This is a genomic window from Streptomyces sp. AC558_RSS880 (assembly GCF_019049255.1).
In the GTDB taxonomy this organism is placed as follows: Bacteria; Actinomycetota; Actinomycetes; order Streptomycetales; family Streptomycetaceae; genus Streptomyces.
This window is the reverse complement of the sequence record NZ_JAGMUJ010000003.1, coordinates 159,398-180,379: the sequence shown is the minus strand read 5'-3', so window position 1 is coordinate 180,379 and position 20,982 is coordinate 159,398. Positions and strand designations below refer to the sequence as shown.

Annotated in this window: 19 protein-coding genes; 7 read left to right on the top strand and 12 right to left on the bottom strand. The window is 69.9% G+C overall.

The genetic code is table 11. The annotated features are described in order from the left end of the window. Positions 1–10: 10 nt before the first annotated feature. Both KUM38_RS01015 and KUM38_RS01010 read right to left on the bottom strand, forming a co-directional pair. Entirely contained in the window at positions 11–505 is a 495-nt protein-coding gene (locus tag KUM38_RS01015) for an LURP-one-related/scramblase family protein (protein WP_217127317.1), read from the bottom strand. Next, entirely contained in the window at positions 502–1,506 is a 1,005-nt protein-coding gene (locus KUM38_RS01010) for a GlxA family transcriptional regulator (protein WP_217127316.1), read from the bottom strand. The genes KUM38_RS01015 and KUM38_RS01010 overlap by 4 nt, the downstream gene beginning before the upstream one ends. Before the next feature lie 51 nt (positions 1,507–1,557). Here KUM38_RS01010 and KUM38_RS01005 point away from each other — a divergent pair, with 51 nt between their 5' ends. Continuing rightward, on the top strand, positions 1,558–1,950 hold the full coding sequence (locus tag KUM38_RS01005; protein ID WP_217127315.1) for a cupin domain-containing protein: 393 nt from the start codon (positions 1,558–1,560) through the stop codon (positions 1,948–1,950). A gap of 96 nt (positions 1,951–2,046) precedes the next feature. On the opposite strand, the gene KUM38_RS01000 is transcribed toward KUM38_RS01005, so the two are convergent. The 3 genes from KUM38_RS01000 to KUM38_RS00990 all read right to left on the bottom strand — a co-directional run bounded on the left by KUM38_RS01000 (position 2,047) and on the right by KUM38_RS00990 (position 5,628). Beyond that, on the bottom strand, positions 2,047–2,292 hold the full coding sequence (locus tag KUM38_RS01000; RefSeq protein ID WP_217127314.1) for a DUF6458 family protein: 246 nt from the start codon (positions 2,290–2,292) through the stop codon (positions 2,047–2,049). An 81-nt stretch (positions 2,293–2,373) separates the two neighbouring features. Further along, a complete protein-coding gene (locus tag KUM38_RS00995) occupies positions 2,374–3,672 on the bottom strand; it encodes a M18 family aminopeptidase (RefSeq protein ID WP_217127313.1) in 1,299 nt (432 codons plus the stop codon). Between the two features lie 129 nt (positions 3,673–3,801). After that, positions 3,802–5,628 carry an acyl-CoA dehydrogenase gene (locus KUM38_RS00990; RefSeq protein WP_217127312.1) on the bottom strand — a complete coding sequence of 609 codons (1,827 nt, stop codon included), beginning with the start codon at positions 5,626–5,628 and terminating at the stop codon, positions 3,802–3,804. 172 nt (positions 5,629–5,800) lie between these two features. Between KUM38_RS00990 and KUM38_RS00985 the strand changes: the two genes are divergently transcribed. Next, positions 5,801–6,265 carry an SseB family protein gene (locus KUM38_RS00985; RefSeq protein ID WP_030856883.1) on the top strand — a complete coding sequence of 155 codons (465 nt, stop codon included), beginning with the start codon at positions 5,801–5,803 and terminating at the stop codon, positions 6,263–6,265. A gap of 138 nt (positions 6,266–6,403) precedes the next feature. Next, positions 6,404–7,384 carry a pirin family protein gene (locus KUM38_RS00980; RefSeq protein WP_217127311.1) on the top strand — a complete coding sequence of 327 codons (981 nt, stop codon included), beginning with the start codon at positions 6,404–6,406 and terminating at the stop codon, positions 7,382–7,384. 219 nt (positions 7,385–7,603) lie between these two features. Here KUM38_RS00980 and KUM38_RS00975 read toward each other — a convergent pair whose 3' ends face one another. Continuing rightward, a complete protein-coding gene (locus KUM38_RS00975) occupies positions 7,604–9,727 on the bottom strand; it encodes a SpoIIE family protein phosphatase (protein WP_217127310.1) in 2,124 nt (707 codons plus the stop codon). 145 nt (positions 9,728–9,872) lie between these two features. Between KUM38_RS00975 and aspS the strand changes: the two genes are divergently transcribed. After that, the gene (aspS, locus tag KUM38_RS00970) at positions 9,873–11,636 is read left to right on the top strand and encodes an aspartate--tRNA ligase (protein WP_217127309.1); all 1,764 of its coding nucleotides are present in this window, start codon (positions 9,873–9,875) and stop codon (positions 11,634–11,636) included. A gap of 66 nt (positions 11,637–11,702) precedes the next feature. Here aspS and KUM38_RS00965 read toward each other — a convergent pair whose 3' ends face one another. Beyond that, positions 11,703–12,023 (bottom strand): hypothetical protein, encoded by a 321-nt coding sequence (locus KUM38_RS00965; RefSeq protein WP_254396480.1) that lies wholly within the window; start codon positions 12,021–12,023, stop codon positions 11,703–11,705. Positions 12,024–12,079: 56 nt separating this feature from the next. Continuing rightward, complete coding sequence (locus tag KUM38_RS00960; protein WP_217127308.1) at positions 12,080–12,445, bottom strand: PH domain-containing protein; 366 nt, start codon at positions 12,443–12,445, stop codon at positions 12,080–12,082. A gap of 337 nt (positions 12,446–12,782) precedes the next feature. Here KUM38_RS00960 and KUM38_RS00955 point away from each other — a divergent pair, with 337 nt between their 5' ends. Beyond that, positions 12,783–14,126: a polysaccharide lyase family 1 protein gene (locus tag KUM38_RS00955; protein ID WP_217127307.1), complete on the top strand. Its 1,344-nt coding sequence runs from the start codon at positions 12,783–12,785 to the stop codon at positions 14,124–14,126. A 178-nt stretch (positions 14,127–14,304) separates the two neighbouring features. Here KUM38_RS00955 and KUM38_RS00950 read toward each other — a convergent pair whose 3' ends face one another. Both KUM38_RS00950 and KUM38_RS00945 read right to left on the bottom strand, forming a co-directional pair. After that, a complete protein-coding gene (locus KUM38_RS00950) occupies positions 14,305–15,255 on the bottom strand; it encodes a helix-turn-helix domain-containing protein (RefSeq protein WP_254396479.1) in 951 nt (316 codons plus the stop codon). 291 nt (positions 15,256–15,546) lie between these two features. Continuing rightward, positions 15,547–15,978 (bottom strand): ATP-binding protein, encoded by a 432-nt coding sequence (locus tag KUM38_RS00945; RefSeq protein ID WP_217127306.1) that lies wholly within the window; start codon positions 15,976–15,978, stop codon positions 15,547–15,549. Between the two features lie 153 nt (positions 15,979–16,131). On the opposite strand from KUM38_RS00945, the gene KUM38_RS00940 reads away from it, so the two are divergent. Then, entirely contained in the window at positions 16,132–17,013 is an 882-nt protein-coding gene (locus tag KUM38_RS00940; RefSeq protein WP_217127305.1) for a helix-turn-helix transcriptional regulator, read from the top strand. Then, the gene (locus tag KUM38_RS00935) at positions 17,010–17,219 is read left to right on the top strand and encodes a DUF397 domain-containing protein (RefSeq protein ID WP_217127304.1); all 210 of its coding nucleotides are present in this window, start codon (positions 17,010–17,012) and stop codon (positions 17,217–17,219) included. Before KUM38_RS00940 ends, KUM38_RS00935 begins: the two co-directional genes overlap by 4 nt. A gap of 68 nt (positions 17,220–17,287) precedes the next feature. Here KUM38_RS00935 and metG read toward each other — a convergent pair whose 3' ends face one another. Further along, positions 17,288–18,904: a methionine--tRNA ligase gene (gene metG, locus KUM38_RS00930; RefSeq protein WP_217127303.1), complete on the bottom strand. Its 1,617-nt coding sequence runs from the start codon at positions 18,902–18,904 to the stop codon at positions 17,288–17,290. A 101-nt stretch (positions 18,905–19,005) separates the two neighbouring features. Further along, entirely contained in the window at positions 19,006–20,763 is a 1,758-nt protein-coding gene (locus KUM38_RS00925) for a VWA domain-containing protein (RefSeq protein WP_217127302.1), read from the bottom strand. Between the last annotated feature and the right edge of the window lie 219 nt (positions 20,764–20,982).

Here is a 20,982-nt window from a genome sequence, read left to right as displayed (position 1 = left end):
CGGGCACCCCCTACTCCTCCCGCTCCTTCTCCGCCAGGTGGATCACGCACACCGCCACCGCGATCAGCAGCGCCGGGTCCGCGTCCTCGCGCACGACGTCGACGGCGTAGGTGTCCCGTACGGTCAGCAGGCGCCGGGAGATCACGGCGAGCAGTTCGCCGTCGTACTCGACGGCGAACTCCCGGTCGAGGATCCGGCCGCTGACGTCCAGCTCGGTGCCGCCGTCCGCCAGCGCCACCCGGTAGTGGTTGCGCAGCAGCGACAGCCGTTTGCGCCGGACCGTCGCCAGCGGCTCCCCGCCGCGTTCGATCACCATCGTGTCCCGCAGGGCGAACATCTTCTGCCGGATGTCGATGAGGACGTGCCCCTCGGCGTCCTTCAGCTCGAAGGTGTCCCGCAGCCGCATCGCCTTGCCGTCGACGAGGAAGACCTTGTTCCCGTGGTCGTCCTCGATCCAGTAGTCGTCCCCGATCCCGAGGATCCGGTCCCGCACAAGGAATCTCATGGCACGAGGGCTTCCCCGCCGAGCGTTCCGAAACGCCGCCGGTAGGCCGACGGGCTGAGTCCCGTCTCGCGCCGCAGCCGCGCCCGCAGGTTCGCCGCCGTCCCCAGACCGCTGCGCGCGGCCACCACGTCCAGCCGCTGCTCCCCCCGCTCGATGAGCCGGCACGCCAGCGCCACGCGCTCACCGGTCAGCCACGCGAGCGGTGTCGTGCCGAGCTGCGCGCGGAACCGCCGGTGCAGGGTGGCCGGGCTCACCGCCGCGCGGGACGCGAGGTCCGCCACCGTCAGCGGCTCGTCCAGGTGCTCCTGAGCCCAGGCCAGCAGCGGGCCCAGCGACTCGTCCGGCACCGGAGGGACCGGACGCTCCACGAACTGCCGCTGCCCGCCGTCCCGGTGCGCGGCGAACACCAGGCGCCGGGAGACCGCGTTGGCGACCTCGGCCCCGTGGTCCCGGCGCCACAGATGCAGTCCCAGGTCCAGCGCGGCGGAGCTGCCCGCGGCGGTGAGGACGTCCCCGTCGTCCACGAACAGCACGTCCGGCTCCAGCAGCACCTTCGGATGCAGCTCCCGGAAGGAGTCCACCCACATCCAGTGCGTCGTGGCGCGGCGCCCGTCGAGCAGACCCGCCTCGGCGAGGGCGAAGGCGCCGGTGCAGAAGCTGACGACACGGGCGCCCCGCGCGTGGGTGCGCCGGATCGCGTCGAGGACCGCCTCCCCGCGCGGTACGACGTTGTCCGGCCGCCCGGGCACGACGAGGGTGTCCGCCTCGTCCACGGCGTCCAGCCCCGCCACGCCGGTCATCGTGAAGAACCGGTGGTTCATGGGCACTTCGGGCGTGGGGGTGCACAGGGCCACCCGGTACGGCGCGCACGGCATTCCCAGTTCGGGCCGGGGCAGCCCGAACAGCTCGGTGGCCACGCCGACCTCGAACGGGTTGGTGCCCTCGTCGACGATCACGGCGACGCGGTGGGTGCGCGCGGGCTGAGAGGATCCTTGCGGCATGCGCGATTTCTAGCACTGGCCCGGTGTCGGCGCATCACCGACGCTGACGGCATGGCACAGGAACCCCTCTCCCTCGACCGGGCCCTCGCCTCCTTCGCGGAGCAGTGGAGCCCCCGCATCGTCACCGCCGTCAACGACTACGACGTACGCGTCGCCAAGGTGGAGGGCGAACACGTCTGGCACGCGCACGACCACACCGACGAGTTCTTCCTCGTCCTCGACGGCGAACTGCACATCGCCCTGCGTGAGCCGTCCGGAGAGCGCACCGTCGTCCTCCCGAAGGGCTCCGTGTTCACGGTCCCCCGCGGCGTCGAGCACAAGCCCTACGCCCCCGTCCCCACCGCGATCCTCCTCTTCGAGCCCACCGGCACCCTCACCACCGGCGACCGCCACGACGAGGTCCCGGCCCACGTGGACACGACGACGGGGCACGCGCTCGGCTGACGGCCGGAGGGCTGCTCGGCCGCACCACGACGGCGCGGCGAGGAAGAAGGGCGCGGGAACTCCTCTCCCGCGCCCTTCGGTGTGGCAGATGTCCGGTCAGACCCCGTACCCGTCGCTGTACCCGTCGCGGGTGCGGGTGGTGTCGTCGACGACCGGGGTGGCGGGGGGCACCACGACCCGCCTGCGCCGGGCGATGCTGCTGAAGGTCGCGACGCCGATCAGACCGACGATCATGAAGATGACGCCGACCAGGTCAAGGTTGACACCCTGCATGTCCCAGTCGGTCGCGAACGTGAGGATTGCTCCCACGGCGATGAGGATGATGCATCCGCCGAGGCCCATGAGTGTCGCCTCCCTGTCCGGTGTTTCCGGTGCGAACCGGGTACCCGGGCGGGCGTCACCCATGCGCCGTACGGCAGTTGACTAGCCGTCGAGGAACGCGACGAGGGCGTTCGCCAGCAGGAACGGGTCCTTCGCGCCGCACAGTTCGCGGGCGCTGTGCATCGACAGGATCGCCACGCCGATGTCGACGGTCCGGATGCCGTGCCGGGCCGCGGTGATCGGGCCGATGGTGGTGCCGCACGGCATCGCGTTGTTGGAGACGAAGGACTGGAAGGGGACGTCCGCCTTCTCGCAGGCCGCCGCGAAGACCGCCCGACCGGAACCGTCCGTGGCGTAGCGGTTGTTGACGTTCACCTTGAGGATGGGGCCGCCGTCGACGCGCGGGTGGTGCGTCGGGTCGTGCCGTTCCGCGTAGTTGGGGTGGACGGCGTGACCGGTGTCGGAGGAGAGGCAGACGGTGCCGGCGAAGGCACGCGCCCGGTCCTCGTACGAGCCTCCGCGCGCGAACACCGAACGCTCCAGGACGCCGCCGAGCAGCGGGCCGTCCGCGCCGGTGTCGGACTGGGAGCCGTTCTCCTCGTGGTCGAAGGCGGCGAGGACGGGGATGTGGGAGAGGGCGGAGCCCCGGCCGGCCACGGCGGCGAGCGCGGCCGTGCCGGCGTGCACGGAGAGCAGGTTGTCCATGCGCGGACCGGCCACCAGCTCGCGGTCGCGGCCCAGGTAGGCGGGCGGCTCGACGGAGTGGACCATCAGGTCCCAGCCGGTGACCTCGCCGGACGGGATCCCGGCGGTCTCCGCCAGGAAGGCGATCAGGTCGCCGTCGCGCACATCGTCGCCCATGCCCCACACCGGCTGCATGTGCCGCTGCTTGTCGAGCTTGAGGCCGTCGGCGTTGACCGAGCGGTCCAGGTGGATGGCGAGCTGGGGGACCCGCAGCAGGGGACGGTCGACGTCGACCAGGCGGGTGGAGCCGTCACGCAGGGACAGCCGGCCGGCCAGGCCCAGGTCGCGGTCGAGCCAGGAGTTGAGCAGCGGCCCGCCGTAGATCTCCACGGCCACCTGGCGCCAGCCGTGCGCCCCGCTGTCGGGCCGGGGCTTCACGCGCAGGTTGGGGGAGTCGGTGTGGGCGCCGACGATCCGGAAGGGGGTGTGCGCGTCCGCGCCCTCGGGGACGTACCAGGCGATGATCGCGCCGCCGCGCAGCACGTACTTGCCGCCCGACGACCCGTCCCAGGCGTCCGTCTCCGCGACCTGCCGGAAGCCCGCCTTCTCCAGCCGCTCGGCGGCGTTCGCCACGGCGTGGTACGGCGTGGGACTCGCCGCCAGGAAGGACATCAGGTCGTCGGTGTGGCCGCGATCGAAGCGGGAGGGTGCGCTCATGGGGTTCACCTTAACGAGCGGGAGGGCCCGCTTCCCTGTGCGGGAGCGGGCCCTCGGGCGGGGTCCGGCTGGATCTCGTGGGGTCTGTCCCGGGAGGTCCGGGAGGGTCCCGGGAGGTCCCGGAAGGGGCTAGAACGCCGCCTCGTCCAGGTCCATCAGATCCAGCTCGACGCCTTCGGCGACCTTGCGGGCCAGGGTGACGCCGGGCAGGACGTTGGCCGCGAAGAACTTCGCCGCGGCGATCTTGCCGGTGTAGAAGGCCTTGTCCTTGGCGGAGGCCGTCGGGAGCTTCTCGGCGGCGACCGCCGCGCCCTTGAGGAGCAGGTAGCCGACGATCACGTCACCGGAGGCCATCAGCAGGCGGGTGGTGTTCAGGCCCACCTTGTAGATGTTCCTGACGTCCTGCTCGGTGGCCGCGAGGTCGGTGAGCATCAGGCCGACGATGGCCTCCAGCTCGACGGCCGCCCTGGCCAGGTGCTCGCGGGCCGTGCCGAGCTCCTCGCCGCCCTCGCCGAGCGCCAGGAACTTCTTGATGTCCTCGGCGAGCGAGTTCAGCGCGGCGCCCTGGTTGCGGACGATCTTCCGGAAGAAGAAGTCCTGGCCCTGGATCGCGGTGGTGCCCTCGTACAGGGTGTCGATCTTGGAGTCCCGGATGTACTGCTCGATCGGGTACTCCTGCAGGAAGCCGGAGCCGCCGAAGGTCTGCAGCGACTGGGCGAGCTGCTCGTAGCCCTTCTCGGAGCCGTAGCCCTTGACGATGGGCAGGAGGAGGTCGTTGAGGGCGTGCTCGGACTTCGCGTCCTCGCCCGCCGCCTCCTTCACCGCGATCGCGTCCTGCACCGACGCCGTGTACAGCACCAGGGCGCGCATGCCCTCCGCGTACGCCTTCTGTGTCATCAGCGAGCGGCGCACGTCGGGGTGGTGGGTGATGGTGACCTTGGGCGCGCTCTTGTCCATGAAGTTCGCCAGGTCGGGGCCCTGGACGCGCTCCTTGGCGTACTCCAGCGCGTTGAGGTAGCCCGTCGACAGCGTGGAGATCGCCTTCGTGCCGACCATCATGCGGGCGAACTCGATGATGCGGAACATCTGGCGGATGCCGTCGTGCTTGTCGCCGATCAGCCAGCCCTTGGCGGGGTGCCGGTCGCCGAAGGTCATCTCGCAGGTGTTGGAGGCCTTCAGGCCCATCTTGTGCTCGACGTTGGTGGCGTAGACGCCGTTGCGCTCGCCCAGCTCGCCGGTCTCGACGTCGAAGAGGTACTTCGGGACGAGGAAGAGGGACAGGCCCTTGGTGCCGGGTCCGGCGCCCTCGGGACGGGCCAGCACGTAGTGGAGGATGTTCTCCGACATGTCGTGCTCACCGGACGTGATGAACCGCTTCACGCCCTCGATGTGCCAGGAGCCGTCCTCCTGCTGCACGGCCTTGGTGCGGCCCGCGCCCACGTCCGAGCCGGCGTCCGGCTCGGTGAGGACCATGGTGGAGCCCCACTGCTTCTCGACGGCGATCCGCGCGATCCTCTTCTGCGTCTCGTTGCCCTCGTCGTGCAGGATCCCGGCGAAGGCCGGACCGGAGGAGTACATCCACACGGCCGGGTTGGCGCCCAGGATCAGCTCCGCGTACGCCCAGATCAGCGACGGGGGAGCCGTCGTGCCGCCGATGCCCTCGGGCAGGCCCAGGCGCCAGTACTCGGAGTCCATGAAGGCCTGGTAGCTCTTCTTGAAGGACGCCGGGACCGGCGCGGTGCTGGTCTCGGGGTCGAACACCGGCGGGTTGCGGTCGGCGTCCGTGAAGGACTCGGCCAGCTCGTTCTCCGCGAGCCGGGTCAGCTCGTCGAGGATGCTCTTCGCGGTGTCGACGTCCATCTCGTCGAACGGACCCGTGCCGTACAGCTTGTCGCGCCCGAGTACTTCGAAGAGGTTGAACTCGATGTCGCGGAGATTCGACTTGTAGTGCCCCATGGCGACGGCTCCGTTAGAGAGGTATCGGCGAGGCACTGACTCCTCGCAACTGATTCACGTGATTCACGTACCGGCAAGTAGCTCCGATGATGCTACCCGTCGGTAATAAGAAGCAACCCCGATCCGGACATCTGTGACCCAGCCCTCCCGCCGGATCAGTAGTCTGTGCGGCATGTACGGCTACGACCAGAGCGCAGGGGCACAGCAGGGTTACGTCCCGCCGCAGCAGCAGATGCAGGGCGGGTACGGTCAGCAGGCGCCGCTGTATCCGGAGCCGTCCGCGCCCTCGCTCGCCGACGCGGTGCGCGCGTTCACCACCGGACAGATGGCGGCCGAGGACTTCCAGCAGGTCTTCGCCACCTCCAAGGTCTACTGCCCGCGCGGTGACAACCCCGGATTCCTCGCCCTGCACAACACCCAGCAGCCGGTGATCCCGATGTTCACCTCGCTCAAGGAGCTGCGGCGGTACGCGGGCAAGGAGTCCAAGTACTTCGTGATCACCGGCGCCGAGGTGATCGACCTGCTGCCCACGGGGTACGGCTTCGTGCTCGACATGGAGGGCGAGCACCGGATGGTGTTCGACGCGAAGGCCGTGGAGCAGATGGTCGAGTTCGCGATGCGCCGTATGTACGGCTGAAGCCATGGCCGCGCGGACGGCTGACCCGTGCCGCTCCTGATGCCGAGCCCGGAGGGAATTCCCTCCGGGTTTTCTCTGTTCGGGGTGGCAAGAAGTTCAACGCTCAACTAAAGTGGGCGTACCCGAGGAGGTACCGACATGCCTGCAGTGACCGTCGAGAACCCGTTGACGCTGCCCCGCGTGACCGCGTCCGCCGACGCCGTGGCACGCCCCGTACTCACCGTCACGACCGCGCCGAGCGGTTTCGAGGGCGAGGGCTTCCCGGTGCGCCGGGCGTTCGCCGGGATCAACTACCGCCATCTCGACCCGTTCATCATGATGGACCAGATGGGCGAGGTGGAGTACGCGCCGGGGGAACCGAAGGGAACGCCCTGGCACCCGCACCGCGGCTTCGAGACCGTCACCTACATCATCGACGGGATCTTCGACCACCAGGACAGCCACGGCGGTGGCGGCACCATCACCAACGGCGACACCCAGTGGATGACGGCCGGCAGCGGTCTGCTGCACATCGAGGCGCCGCCGGAGCAGCTCGTCATGTCCGGCGGGCTCTTCCACGGGCTCCAGCTGTGGGTGAACCTCCCCGCCAAGGACAAGATGATGGCGCCGCGCTACCAGGACATCCGGGGCGGCAGCGTCCAGCTGCTCACCTCCCCCGACGGCGGCGCGCTGCTGCGCGTCATCGCCGGTGAGCTGGACGGCCACGAGGGTCCCGGCGTCACGCACACGCCGATCACGATGGTGCACGCGACGCTGGCACCGGGCGCGGAGATCACCCTGCCCTGGCGGGAGGAGTTCAACGGCCTCGCGTACGTCATGGCCGGGCGCGGGTCGGTCGGTGCCGAGCGGCGTCCGATCCGGCTGGGGCAGACCGCGGTCTTCGGCGCGGGTTCCTCGCTGACCGTCCGCGCGGACGAGAAGCAGGACGCGCACACCCCGGACCTGGAGGTCGTCCTGCTGGGCGGCAAGCCGATCCGTGAGCCGATGGCCCACTACGGCCCGTTCGTGATGAACACCCGCGACGAGCTCCAGCAGGCCTTCGAGGACTTCCAGAAGGGCCGGCTCGGAACGGTCCCCGCCGTGCACGGCATGTCGGAGAAGGGCCCGCAGGAGGCCTGACCGGCTGACCGCGGGCGGTTTGGCCCTCGGCGACGACGGTGCCCGAAGACCGCCCGCGACCGGCAGTGATCCCGGCCGCCGACGGACACGATCGTGTCCGTCGGCGGCCGGACGTCGTCCGGACGGGAACGAGAGGGGCAGGGCACCGAGGGGCGGGCGCCGGATGCGGAAGACGCTGCGGCGGACGGCGGGAGGGGAGCCCGTTCAGGTCGTCTCCGTTCAGCGGGGACCGGCCCCCTCCGTCTCGTACAGCTCGAACCAGATGCTCTTGCCCGTGCCGCGCGGGGCGATGCCCCAGGCGTGGGAGAGGAGTTCGATCAGCACCAGGCCGCGTCCGGAGGACGCCAGTTCGCCCGGTCTGCGCAGGTGCGGCAGGTCGTCGCCGGAGTCGGTGACCTCGACGCGCATCCGGCGGCCGTCCGGCCCGTCGGTGACCTCGGCGAGCAGCAGGGCGTCGGTGTCGGTGTGCACGAGGACGTTGGTGAGCATCTCCGACAGCAGCAGCACCGCCGAGTCCACCTGGTCCGGCGAGGACCAGTCGTGCAGCAGCTCGCGCAGTTGCTGCCGGGCCACCGAGACGCGCTCGGGCTCGGCCTGCGCCACCGTCAGCATCGTGCGGCGCACGGGAGGCCGTACCGTGTCCGTCTCCGCGCCGCAGCCGCACCCCTCGCCCTGCCGGCACAGCAGCATCATGGCGATGTCGTCCTCGCGGCGGTCGGCGAGCGGGCCGGTGGTGTGGTGCGAGGAGGGGCCGTGCACCGCCTGGACCAGGGCGTCGGCCAGTTCCTCCTGGGTGCCCTTGTGCTCCTCCAGGAGGGCGCGCAGCCGCTGCCAGCCGGTCTCCAGGTCGTGGCCGCCGGTCTCGATCAGCCCGTCCGTGCAGACCAGCATCGTCTCGCCGGACTCCAGGACGAACCGGGTGGTCGGATAGTCGGCGTCCGGATCGATGCCCAGCGGCAGTCCGCCCGCCGTCGGCCGGGCCAGCACCGTTCCGTCGGCCATGCGGATCACCGGTTCCGGGTGCCCGGCGCGGGCGGCCTCCAGCACTCCGCTCACCGGGTCGACCTCGACGTACAGGCAGGTCGCGAAGCGCAGTTCGGCGGGGTCCGTCTCGCCGATCCCGTGCAGGAAGCGGGAGGCGCGGGACAGTACGGCGTCGGGGCGGTGCCCCTCCGAGGCGTACGCCCGCAGAGCTATCCGCAGCTGGCCCATCAGCCCCGCGGCCCGCACGTCATGGCCCTGGACGTCCCCGATGACCAGCGCGAACCGTCCGCAGGGCAGCGGGATCACGTCGTACCAGTCGCCGCCGACCTGCAGGCCGCCGCCGGTGGGGACGTAGCGGGCGGTGATGCTCATGCCCGGGATGCTCGGGCCGAGCTTCGGCAGCATCGTGCGCTGCAGGCCCTCGCTCAACTCCCGCTCGCTCTCGGCGGTGCCCGCGCGGGACAGCGCCTGTGCCAGCATCCGGGCGACCGTGGTCAGCACGGAACGCTCGTCGGGGGTGAACGCGACCGGGTAGGCGAAGGCCGCCAGCCAGGCGCCCATCGTGCGGCCGGACGCGGTCAGCGGCAGGAACGCCCAGGACTGCCGTCCGAAGCGCTGGGCGAGCGGCCAGGTGAGCGGGTAGCGGGCCTTGTACTGCTCCGGGGAGGAGAGGTAGACCGCGCGGCCCGTGCGCACCACCTCGGCGGCCGGGTAGTCCGTGTCCAGCGGCATGTAGGTGAACGGGTTGTCGGAACCGGGCTCGTGCCCGTGGTGGCCGATGATCGTGAGCCGGTCGCCCTCCACGCCGAACACGGCCAGTCCGTCCGGTGAGAAGCCCGGCATCGACAGGTTGGCCGCGACCCGCAGCACCTCCTGGGTCGACCTCGCCTCCGCCAGCGCCCGGCCCGCGTCCAGCAGGAACGCCTCCCGGGAGCGCCGCCAGTCGCCGGTGACCGCGCTGCGCCCGGCGGGCGTGCCCGGCGCGGGCTCGGTGACCTCCTGGAGGCTGCCGGTCAGGACATACGCCTTGCGGGCGCGGTCGAAGGAGGGCTTGGAGCGGCTGCGCACCACCCGGACGACCCGGTTCTGGTCGTCCATGATCCGGATCCGTACCTCGGCGAGGGTGCCCTCGGCGACGGCGAGCTGGACCACTCCGGTGATCTCGTTCCAGTCGACGGGGTGCAGCCGGGCGCGGATCTGGGCCTCCGTGAGGGTGATCTGTTCCGCGGGCAGCCCGAGCAGCCGTGCCGTCACGGCGTCGACCGTGACCAGCCCGGCAGCGGTGTCCCAGTGCCACAGGCCGGTGTCGAGGGCGGCGAGGACGTCCCCCAGGGCGGGCAGGGGGTCACCAGTACGCATTGGACCACTTTATGAAGATGGTGTCGAAAACTGCCACTGCGTCCGGCCGGTAATGACGGAGAAGCGATCTTGGGCCGGCCGGTAGGCTTGGGGGGAGTTTCACGTGAAACGACGACCCCGATCCGCGAAGGCTGGATGAACGACGATGCATCGGTACAGGTCCCACACCTGCGGCGAGCTCCGCGCCTCTGACGTCGGCACCGACGTCCGGCTGAGTGGCTGGCTGCACAATCGGCGCGACCTGGGCGGCATCCTCTTCATCGATCTGCGCGATCACTACGGCATCACGCAGCTCGTGGCCCGCCCGGGCACCGAGGCGTACGACGCGCTGGACAAGCTCTCCAAGGAGACCGTGGTCCGCGTCGACGGCAAGGTCGTCTCGCGCGGCACGGAGAACGTCAACCCCGAGCTGCCGACCGGTGAGGTCGAGGTCGAGGTCTCCGCGGTCGAGGTGCTGGGCGCCGCCGCCCCGCTCCCCTTCACGATCAACGCCGAGGACGGTGTCAACGAGGAGCGGCGCCTGGAGTACCGCTTCCTGGACCTGCGCCGCGAGCGCATGCACCGCAACATCCTGCTGCGTACGTCGGTCATCTCGGCGATCCGCCAGAAGATGACGGCGCTGGGCTTCAACGAGATGGCGACGCCGATCCTGAGCGCCACCTCCCCGGAGGGCGCCCGTGACTTCGTCGTCCCCTCGCGTCTGAACCCGGGCAAGTTCTACGCGCTGCCGCAGGCGCCGCAGCAGTTCAAGCAGCTGCTGATGATCTCCGGCTTCGACCGCTACTTCCAGATCGCGCCCTGCTTCCGTGACGAGGACGCCCGCGCGGACCGCTCGCCGGGCGAGTTCTACCAGCTCGACGTGGAGATGAGCTTCGTCGAGCAGGAGGACGTCTTCCAGCCGATCGAGAAGCTGATGACCGAGCTGTTCGAGGAGTTCGGCAACGGCCGTCATGTGACGTCCCCGTTCCCGCGCATCCCGTTCCGCGAGGCGATGCTGAAGTACGGCTCCGACAAGCCGGACCTGCGCGCCCAGCTGGAGCTCGTCGACATCACCGACATCTTCGAGGGCTCGGAGTTCAAGGCCTTCGCCGGCAAGCACGTACGCGCCCTGCCGGTGCCGGACGTCTCCGGCCAGCCGCGCAAGTTCTTCGACCAGCTCGGCGACTACGCGGTCTCCCAGGGCGCGAAGGGCCTGGCGTGGGTGCGCGTCGGCGAGGACGGCTCGCTGACCGGCCCGATCGCGAAGTTCCTCACCGAGGAGAACATCGCCGAGCTGACCAAGCGGCTCTCGCTGACCGCCGGCCACGCGGTGTTCTTCGGCGCGGGCGAGTTCGACGAGGTCTCCAAGATCATGGGCGCGGTGCGGGTCGAGGCCGCCAAGCGCGCCGGTCACTTCGAGGAGAACGTCTTCCGCTTCTGCTGGATCGTCGACTTCCCGATGTACGAGAAGGACGAGGAGACCGGCGCGATCGACTTCTCGCACAACCCGTTCTCGATGCCGCAGGGCGGCCTGGAGGCCCTGGAGACCCAGGACCCGCTGGACATCCTGGGCTGGCAGTACGACATCGTCTGCAACGGTGTCGAGCTGTCCTCCGGCGCGATCCGGAACCACGAGCCGGAGATCATGCTCAAGGCGTTCGAGATCGCGGGCTACGACCGCGAGACGGTCGAGGAGAAGTTCGCGGGCATGCTCCGCGCGTTCCGCTTCGGCGCCCCGCCGCACGGCGGCATCGCGCCCGGCGTGGACCGCATCGTCATGCTCCTCGCCGACGAGCCCAACATCCGCGAGACCATCGCCTTCCCGCTCAACGGCAACGCCCAGGACCTGATGATGGGCGCGCCGACCGAGCTGGAGGAGGCCCGCCTGAAGGAGCTGCACCTGACGGTGCGCAAGCCTCAGCCGAAGTAACCCCGGCAGCGGTGAAGGGGCCCGGAACCGATGCGGTTCCGGGCCCCTTCCGCGTGTGCGGGGTCCTCAGGCCGCCGGACCCTCCTCGGTGAAGAGGTCCTCCGCGCGCTCCACCGTGCCGGAGCGGTCGAGCCAGTCGTTGAGGCGGTCGAGGTCGGTGCAGGTGGTGATGCGCTGACGGACGTCGTCGGAGAGGGGGAGGCCGCGTACCTCCAGTACGCGCAGGATCCCCTTGGCTTCGCCTTCGGCCCTGCCCTCCAGGTACTTCTCCTCGAAGAGCGTTCCGTGCCCCGGGAAGTGGGTGACGACGTTCTGCATCAGCTTCCTCCAGTTCTTCTTGGCCGGAGTGGACTCCAGCCCGACCTCCACCACCTCGAGGAGCACCAACCTGGCGCGCTCATGGCTTATGCGGATGGCATAGGTGAGGCGTTCACCCGATCGGGTCAGCGGGCCACGAACTGGGTGAGGATGGCCTGGACCTCGTAGATGTCGACGCCCTTGGTGAAGGTCTTCTGGATGGGGGTCGGGGAACCGGAGATCCAGATCTTCAGCTCGGCGTCGAGGTCGAAGGTGCCGGCCGTCTCCACCGCGAAGTGGGTGATGCTGCGGTACGGAACGGAGTGGTACTCCACCTTCTTGCCGGTGATGCCCTGCTTGTCGACCATGATCAGGCGGCGGTCGGTGAACAGTATGGTGTCGCGGATCAGCAGGAACGCGGCGTGCACCTGCTCGCCGTGGCCCAGCAGACGGGCGTAGTCCTGCTGCGCCTGGGCCGGGTCGACGGTGTGCGCGTTGCCGAAGAGTGCCATGGACGGAATCCCCCCACGTGAGCGGTGGCGGCCGGACATCGGCCGCCTTCACGTGATCTTCGCAAACGGAAGGGCCCGGGAGAAGGCTTCCCTCCGTCCTGGGCCCCTGCTGTAGCGAGCGCGTTACGCGGTCGGCGTCTCTTCGGGACGCGGGAAGAGGACCGCGTCCTCGGTGACCGCGGAGCCGGCGGGACCGACGCCTTTGCGCTCGACGGCAACGCCCAGGACCTGATGACGGGGAAAGACGGGGAGAAAAAATCTCCGCACGCGGCAACCCTTCACCGGGCGGCGGCCACTGACAGGGCGTAACCCCGCTCCTCCCCCGTAAGGAAGCCTCGTGGCTGCTCGTTCCCACCGCCGGTCCCTCCGCTCCCGTCGTGCCGCTGTCGTCTGTGCGGCCTTCGTGGCCGCGGGCGTCGGCGCCGGTGTTCTCGTGATGAACGCCAACGCCGGGACCGTCGACCTGTACCACCAGACGCTCGCCGCGAAGGACGGCTGGGCGTCCTCCGGTACGGGCACCACCGGTGGCACGAAGGCCGACGCGGCCCACACCTTCACCGTCTCCACCCGCGCGCAGCTCGTGAAGGCGCTGGGCTCGGTGTCCGACACCACGCCCCGCATCATCAAGATCAACGGAATGATCGACGCCAACACCGATGACAGCGGCAAGAAGCTGACCTGCGCCGACTACGCTTCCGGCACCGGCTACTCGCTGTCGGCCTACCTCAAGGCCTACGACCCGGCCACCTACGGCCGCTCCAAGCTGCCCTCCGGCACCCAGGAGACGGCGCGCGCCGCCGCCCAGGCCAAGCAGGGCAAGAACATCGTCCTCAAGGTCCCCGCCAACACGACGATCGTGGGCGTGCCCGGTACGAACGCGGGCCTCACCGGGGCCATGCTCCAGATCCAGAACGTGGACAACGTCATCGTCCGCAACCTGACCTTCGCCGCCACCGAGGACTGCTTCCCGCAGTGGGACCCGACCGACGGCGACGACGGCAACTGGAACTCCAACTACGACTCGGTGTCCCTGCGCGGCGCGACCCACGTGTGGGCGGACCACAACACGTTCACCGACGCACCGCACTTCGACAGCGCCAACCCGAAGTACTTCGGCCGCGAGTACCAGATCCACGACGGCGCCCTCGACATCACCAAGGGCTCCGACCTGGTGACCGTCTCGCGCAACCAGTTCACCCACCACGACAAGACGATGCTGATCGGCAGCAGCGACACCGACAGCGTCGGCAAGCTGCGCGTCTCCATCCACCACAACGTGTGGAAGGGCATCATGCAGCGCGCCCCGCTGGCCCGCATCGGCCAGATCCACATCTACAACAACTACTACGACGTCACGCCCCTCAACGGGTACGCGCCGCAGTACAGCATCAACTCCCGTGCCAAGGCCCAGGTCGTCGCGGAGAACAACTACTGGAAGCTGCCGTCCGGCGCGAAGGCGGCCAAGCTCCTCAGCGGTGACGGCACCGGCTCGGTCAAGGGCTCCGGCAACCTCGTCAACGGCACGGTGACCGACCTCGTCGCCGCCTACAACGCCGCCTCGTCCAAGGACCTGAAGACCACGGTCAACTGGACCCCGTCCCTCACGGCGGGTCTGGAGGCCTCGGCGAGCAACCTGCCGACGTCGCTGGCGACGACGACGGGGGCGGGCGTGCTCAAGTAGCACCCGAGACACGCGAGGGCCGGGAGACCACGAGCCCCCGGCCCTCGCGTACCCATGTCGCGCCGCGAACTGTGAGGGGCCCGGGACGAGTTCCCGGGCCCCTCACGGCGTCTGCCGGGCAGTCCGAGGACGCGCATCCTCAGCAGGCGGCGCGGGGAGGCCGCTCCGGCAGCCGTGACTACTCGTCTTCGAAGATCTCCACGGCCGTCGGGACCGTGACGGCACGCCGGTGCCAGTGGCGCAGGATCTTGAGGTCGCCGCAGCCCTGGCAGTGGTGGGGGTCGGGGCCGCGGTAGGCGTGGTCGCAGATGTCGCAGTTGCGGAGGGGGTGCCGAGCGGGCGCGGGTGGTTCGGGGGCGCGGTACGGCGGGAGGGGCGGCAGCTTGGCCGTCAGGCGGTGGGCCAGGAAGGCGGCGGGTCGGATCAAGGGCTCCAAGGGCAGGCCACCGGCCAGGGCCTTGCGTACGGCGGTGGGGGTGAGGTCCCGTTCCAGCCAGGCGACGACACCGGGCGCGAGGTGTTCGGCGTCGGTGGCGGAGAGCAGCAGGCGGGGGTCCTCGCGGCGCAGGCCGGCGAGGACGTCGGTGGCCGCCTGGAGGAGGTCGGGGGAGGTGTACGCGGGCTTCGGTACGGCGGGGAGGGCGCGGCGGCGTGCGGGTTCCCGCTGCGGGGCGGTGGCCGCGCGGCGGGCCGGGGGCGCGGGCGCCTCGTTCGGTTCGGACGGGGCGTCGCGTCGGCCGGGCTGGTTGCAGGAGACCGTGCGGGTGACGATGCGGCCGGTCGGGGTGCGTTCGCGGGTGCGGCGCAGGTAGCCGTGGGTCTCCAGCTCGTTCAGGGCGGTGGCGATCCGGGTCGGGCCCTCCGGGAAGCGGGCGGTGAGGGACTTGATGCCGACGGGGGTGCCGGTCGGGAGCGACTGGATGTGGCAGGCCAGTCCGATCGCCAGCAGGGAGAGGTCCGGGTGCTGGGTGAGGTGGTTGCCGATCACCGTGAAGCGGGTGGTGTGGCGGGTGTTGTCGTGGGTGACTCCGCCAGGGTGACTCTTCGCGCGAGCGTGCCGGGAGGAGTGGGTTTTCCCGCCGATGCGGGACTGGGCGTGCGGGCGCACGCTAGTGTTTTGGGTGTCCATCGGGAAGGTCGTTCTTCCTTGGTGGTCAGGCCCTCGCAGTGGGATGGCGTTCCCGGCGGGGGCCGTTTACGTGTCTGGGGCTGTGTGCCGTGCTGCGCTGAGCGTAGGGCAGACAACCTGTGGCATATCCACTCCAGTTGGTGATGTTCACCCGCGCGAGTGAGCGTGCGCCGTGGGCGGGAGGGGTGGGGCTTGGTGGGGTTTCTTTCTCTCCCGTGGTCCTTGGGGAAGACGGCCGACGGCACCGGAACACACGCAGTCGGGTTCCGGTGCCGGTGTCGTTTCCGCTGGTCAGGATGGCGGCAGATCGAGTTCCGCCCATACGGTCTTGCGGGGGACCGGTCCGAGCCGGACACCCCAGCGGTCGGCGAGGGCCTCGACGAGGAGCAGTCCGCGGCCGGACTCGGCGTCGGGGGCGGGCCGGTGATGGCGCGGGAGGTCGTCGCCTCGGGTGTCCGTGACCTCGATGCGCAGGGTCCCGTCGCGGTCCAGAAGGGCGAGGCGGAAGTCGCGTCCGGCGAGCCGGCCGTGGGTGGCCGCGTTCGCGGCGAGTTCGGCGACGAGGTGTTCGGCGGCCTCGGTGGTGGGGTGGGGCAGGTCCCGGTCGCGCATCCAGTCCGTGGCGAGCAGCCGGGCGAGGCGGGCACCGTGGGGTGTGGGTGACAGGAGCACGCTGAAATGGTCGGCGGATGAGAGGAGTTGGGTGGATTTTTCGCTGTTCACGTAACCGAGAGTGGCCGGACGTGCTTACCGTGAACAGTGACAGCGCTGACACGTAGGGTGACTGTCCGGGGCTTGTCTGCCGTGTCCGGACCGTCGGAAACAGGCCTGTGCGTACGGGCGTTGCGGCACGACGGTACGACAGAGGGGTGCGGTATGTCGGTGGACGGCGAGGCGGTACGGCTCCGGACCGAGACCGAGGAGGACGAGCCGGGGTGGGAGGTGGACCCGGACGACGAGTGGGGCGTGGCCGTTCTCGCCACGGTGGGGCGGCAGTTGAGGCTGCGGCGGGAGGCCGTCGGGATGCGGGTCACCGACTTCGCGGCGGCGGTCAGGTACGGGGACGACCTCGTCTACAAGGTCGAGGGCGGCAAACGGATTCCCCGGCAGGAGTACTTGGACAGGGCCGACGAGGTGTTGGGCGCGGGTGGGCTCGTCTCGGCGGCCTGGGAGGACGTGAAGAAGGTCCGGTATCCGAAGAGGGTTCGGGAACTGGGGAAGCTGGAGGGCAAGGCGGTCGAGATCGGGGTGTACGAGTGCAACAGCATCCATGGGCTGCTGCAGACACCGGAGCACGCCCGAGCCCTGATGGAGGCAGCGCAACCGCCCTACTCTGCGGACGACGTGGAACGCATGGTGGCCGCGCGGCTGGCCCGGCAGTCCGTCTTCGAACGCGACCCGGCACCGTCGCTCCACTTCGTGCTGGAAGAGGCACCGCTGCGCCGAGAGGTCGGGGGCACAATGGTGTGGCGACGGCAGCTCGAACGTCTGCTGGAGGTGGGGCAGTTGAAGAACGTCTCGCTTCAAGTCATGCCGACGAACACCGATGCCCATCCAGGAGTGGACGGAAGGATCGAGCTGCTGAAGTTCCCGGACGGTACGGCGGTGGGGCGTTCCGATGGCGCGTACAACGGACGGCCGATTGCGGATCCAAAGCAGCTTCGCATCCTTGAGCTGCGGTATGGCACCATCCGGGCGCAGGCTCTCCCCCCGAGGGAGTCGCTGACCTTCATCGAGAAACTGCTGGGAGACACATGATCCGCAAGGCTTCCACCGGGGACGCCTCCGAACTGGCGTGGTTCAAGAGCAGCTACAGCAGTGGAACCGATGGCAACTCCTGCGTCGAGCTTGCCCTCACCCCCGGCACCGTGCACGTCCGTGACTCCAAGAACGTGGAAGGCCCTCAGCTTGCGCTTACGCGCCAGGCGTGGGCCGACTTCGTGGCACACGCGTCGGGAAGCTGAACCTTCAACTGCGCAGAGGCCCGGAAACAAGCCGTTTCCGGGCCTCTGGACGTACGTAATGATGCGTTCTACGCGGTCGGCTTCTCCTCGAGACGCGGGAAGAGGACCGCGCCCTTGGTGACCGTGGAGCCGGCGGGGAGCAGGCCCCAGGTGCCGGACTCCTGGACCTTCTGGTCCGCCAGGGCGCCGAGGCCGGCCTCCGCGCCGAGGGAGTCCCAGAGCTTCTGCGAGGTCTCCGGCATGATCGGGTTGAGGAGGACCGCCACCGCGCGCAGGGACTCCGCGGCGGTGTAGAGGATCGTCGCCAGGCGGGCCTTGCCCTCCGGCGACTCGTCCTTCGCGACCTTCCAGGGCTCCTGCTCGGTGATGTAGCCGTTGACCTGCTTCACGAAGTCGAAGACCGCCAGGATGCCGCCCTGGAAGTCCAGCTCCTCGCCGATCTTCCGGTCGGCCTCCGTGACCGCCTTCGCCAGGCCGTCGTGGATCGCCCGCTCCGCGTCACCGTCGGCCGCCGACGCCGGCAGCTCGCCGCCGAAGTACTTGCCGACCATCGCGGCGACGCGGGAGGCGAGGTTGCCGTAGTCGTTGGCCAGCTCGCTGGTGTAGCGGGCGGAGAAGTCCTCCCAGGAGAAGGAGCCGTCCTGGCCGAAGGCGATCGCCCGCAGGAAGTACCAGCGGTACGCGTCCACGCCGAAGTGCGAGGTCAGGTCCTGCGGCTTGATGCCGGTCAGGTTGGACTTCGACATCTTCTCGCCACCGACCATCAGCCAGCCGTTCGCGGCGACCTTCCCGGGGAGGGGGAGGCCCTGCGCCATCAGCATGGCCGGCCAGATGATCGCGTGGAAGCGGAGGATGTCCTTGCCAACCAGGTGCACGTCGGCGGGGAAGGTGTCCTCGAACTTCTCCGGGTTCTCGTTGTAACCGACCGCGGTGGCGTAGTTCAGCAGGGCGTCGACCCACACGTAGATCACGTGCTTGTCGTCCCAGGGGATCGGAATGCCCCAGTCGAAGGTCGAGCGGGAGATGGAGAGGTCCTGCAGGCCCTGGCGGACGAAGTTCACGACCTCGTTGCGCGCCGACTCCGGCTGGATGAAGCCCGGGTTGGCCTCGTAGTGGGCGAGGAGCTTCTCGCCGTACTCGCTGAGCTTGAAGAAGTAGTTCTCCTCGCTGAGGATCTCCACCGGCTTCTTGTGGATCGGGCACAGCTTCTGGCCCGCGTACTCGCCCTCGCCGTCGAGCAGCTCGCCGGGGAGCTTGTACTCCTCGCAGCCCACGCAGTACGGGCCCTCGTAGCCGCCCTTGTAGATCTCGCCCTTGTCGTACAGGTCCTGCACGAACTCCTGGACGCGGTCGGTGTGCCGCTTCTGCGTGGTGCGGATGAAGTCGTCGTTCGCGATGTCGAGGTGTTCCCAGAGGGGTTTCCACGCCTCGTCGACGAGCTTGTCCGCCCACTGCTGCGGGCTGACGCCGTTCGCCTCCGCGGTGCGCATGATCTTCTGACCGTGCTCGTCCGTGCCGGTGAGGTACCACACCTTCTCGCCGCGCTGGCGGTGCCAGCGGGTGAGCACGTCGCCTGCGACGGTCGTGTAGGCGTGGCCCAGGTGAGGAGCGTCGTTGACGTAGTAGATGGGGGTCGAGACGTAGTACGCCTTCGCCCCCTGCTTCTCGGATCCAGTGGCCGCCATGGTCGAAATCCTACTGGTCCCGGGAAGGTCGGCTCACCTGCGTTTCGGGGGGCGGACGGGAGGTCCGTCCGCCCCCCGGGGGAAGGGGTGAGGCGCGGCGGCTACGGGCGCCAGGCCGCCAGTACGCCCTCGTAGAGCTCCTTGTCGGTGAGCTCTCGGGGGGCGGGGCCCGCGTGGAAGAAGGAGGTGTTCCCCGTCTTCAGCTTGCGGAGGTAGTCGAAGGCCTTGTTGTCGTGCTCACCGAAGGCGACGAAGGAGAAGAAGACGCTGGGGTGGTTCTTCGCCGCGTCGGTGAGGGCCTGGGTGGCGGGGGTCTTGGCGTCGGGCGCGCCGTCCGTCTGGAAGACCACCAGGGCGGGGGTGCCGGCTGCTTCCTCGGCGTGTCGTGCGAGGACGGCCTCGACGGCCGCGTGGTAGCTGGTACGGCCCATGCGGCCGAGGCCGGCGTGCAGCTCGTCGATCTTGTTCTCGTGGTCGGTGAGGGTCAGCTCGCCGGTGCCGTCGAGTTCGGTGGAGAAGAACGTGACGTGGAGGGTGGCCTCGGTGTCGACGTGGGCGGCGAGGGCGAGGGTCTGCTCGGCGAGGGCCTGGGCGGAGCCGTCCTTGTAGTACGGGCGCATGGAGGCGGAGCGGTCGAGGACGAGGTAGACCTTGGCGCGGGTGCCGGTGAGGTCGTGCTTCTCGAGGGTGGCGCCGGCTGCCTTGTAGGCGGTGGTGAGGGTGGTGGGGATTGCGGGTTGCTCGGCCTCGGCCTCGGCTTCGCCTTCGGCCGGGTTTTCGTTCCCGCCCGCACCGCCCGTGCGGCTTTCGTCGTCGGGTGCGGGTGGCCCCTGTGGGGCGTCCTCGCCGTCGGCGGCCGCGGGCTCGGCCTCGGGCTCGGGCTCGGCGGCAGCCTCGGGCTTCTCTTCGGCCTCGACCTCAAGCTTCGGTTCCGGCTCGGCTTCCGGCTCAGCCTCGGCGGTGGTCTCGGGCTCGGCCGCCGGCTCGGGCGCGGTTTCCTGCTTGACCTCTGGCTCGGCCTCGGCTTCGCCTTCGGCCGGGTTTTCGTTCCCACCCGCACCGCCCGTGCGGCTTTCGTCGTCGGGTGCGGGTGGCCCCTGTGGGGCGTCCTCGCCGTCGGCGGCCGCGGGCTCGGCTTCCGGTTCCGCCTTGGCTTCCGCCTCCGGCTCGGTTTCCGGCTCCAGCTCGGTCTCAGTGGCGGCCTCGGCCTCCGGCTCGGGCTCGACCGTGGCCTCGACGCCGGCCTCGGGCTCGGCTTCCGGCTCGACCGTGGCCCCAGGCTCGGCCTCGGCACTCACCTTGGGCTCGGCCTCGGTGGCAGCCTCGGGCTCCTTCTCGGGCTCGGGCTTCACCTCCGGTTCGGGCTCGGGTTCGGGCTCGAGTGCGGCCTCGGTCTCCGGCTCGGCTTCGGCCCCCGCGTCGGCCTCGGGTTCGGTCTTTCGGGCGGCTTCCGGCTCGGCCTCGGTGGCAGCCTCGGGCTCCGTCGTGGTCTCGGGCTCGGGTGTCGGGGGCGCCTCGGCTTCCTGGGTGGGTGCCGGGTCCGGGGTCGAGGGGTCGTCCGATCGGGTGGGCCTGGGGACCGCGACGTTGTCGAAGGCCGCGGAGACCAGGTCGTGTTCCTCGCGGGGTTCCGGGACGGAGGCCGTGGGGGACGACGGGGTGGGCTCGGGGGCCGGGGACGGGACCTTCGAGGCTGCCGCGGCGGGCTCCGTGGCGGGCTCCGAGGCCGGCTCCGTCGGGGCGGGCGACGTCGGGGACGTACTCGCCGTCTCGGCGGCGTCCGCCGCACCTCCCGCTTCGGTGGGCCTCGCTTTGCGTGACCGGCCGAACGCGTTCCGCAGGAGAGTGAGAATGCCCATGTGCGCAACCCTTCGCGTGGTTGATGCCCGTCAATCCCTGGCCAGGACGGACACGTAAGGTTAGCGGCCCGCGAGAGCGATCTTGGGCAGGGTTGGGTTTGCGGAACCGTATATGTCAAGAGCGCGATTCGGACCGGCAGAACTCCTCAGACGCTGCCGCAGGTTCACCCACCGTTCATCCGGGCGCCCGGCTACCGCACGTATGTACCCCTACGGTCG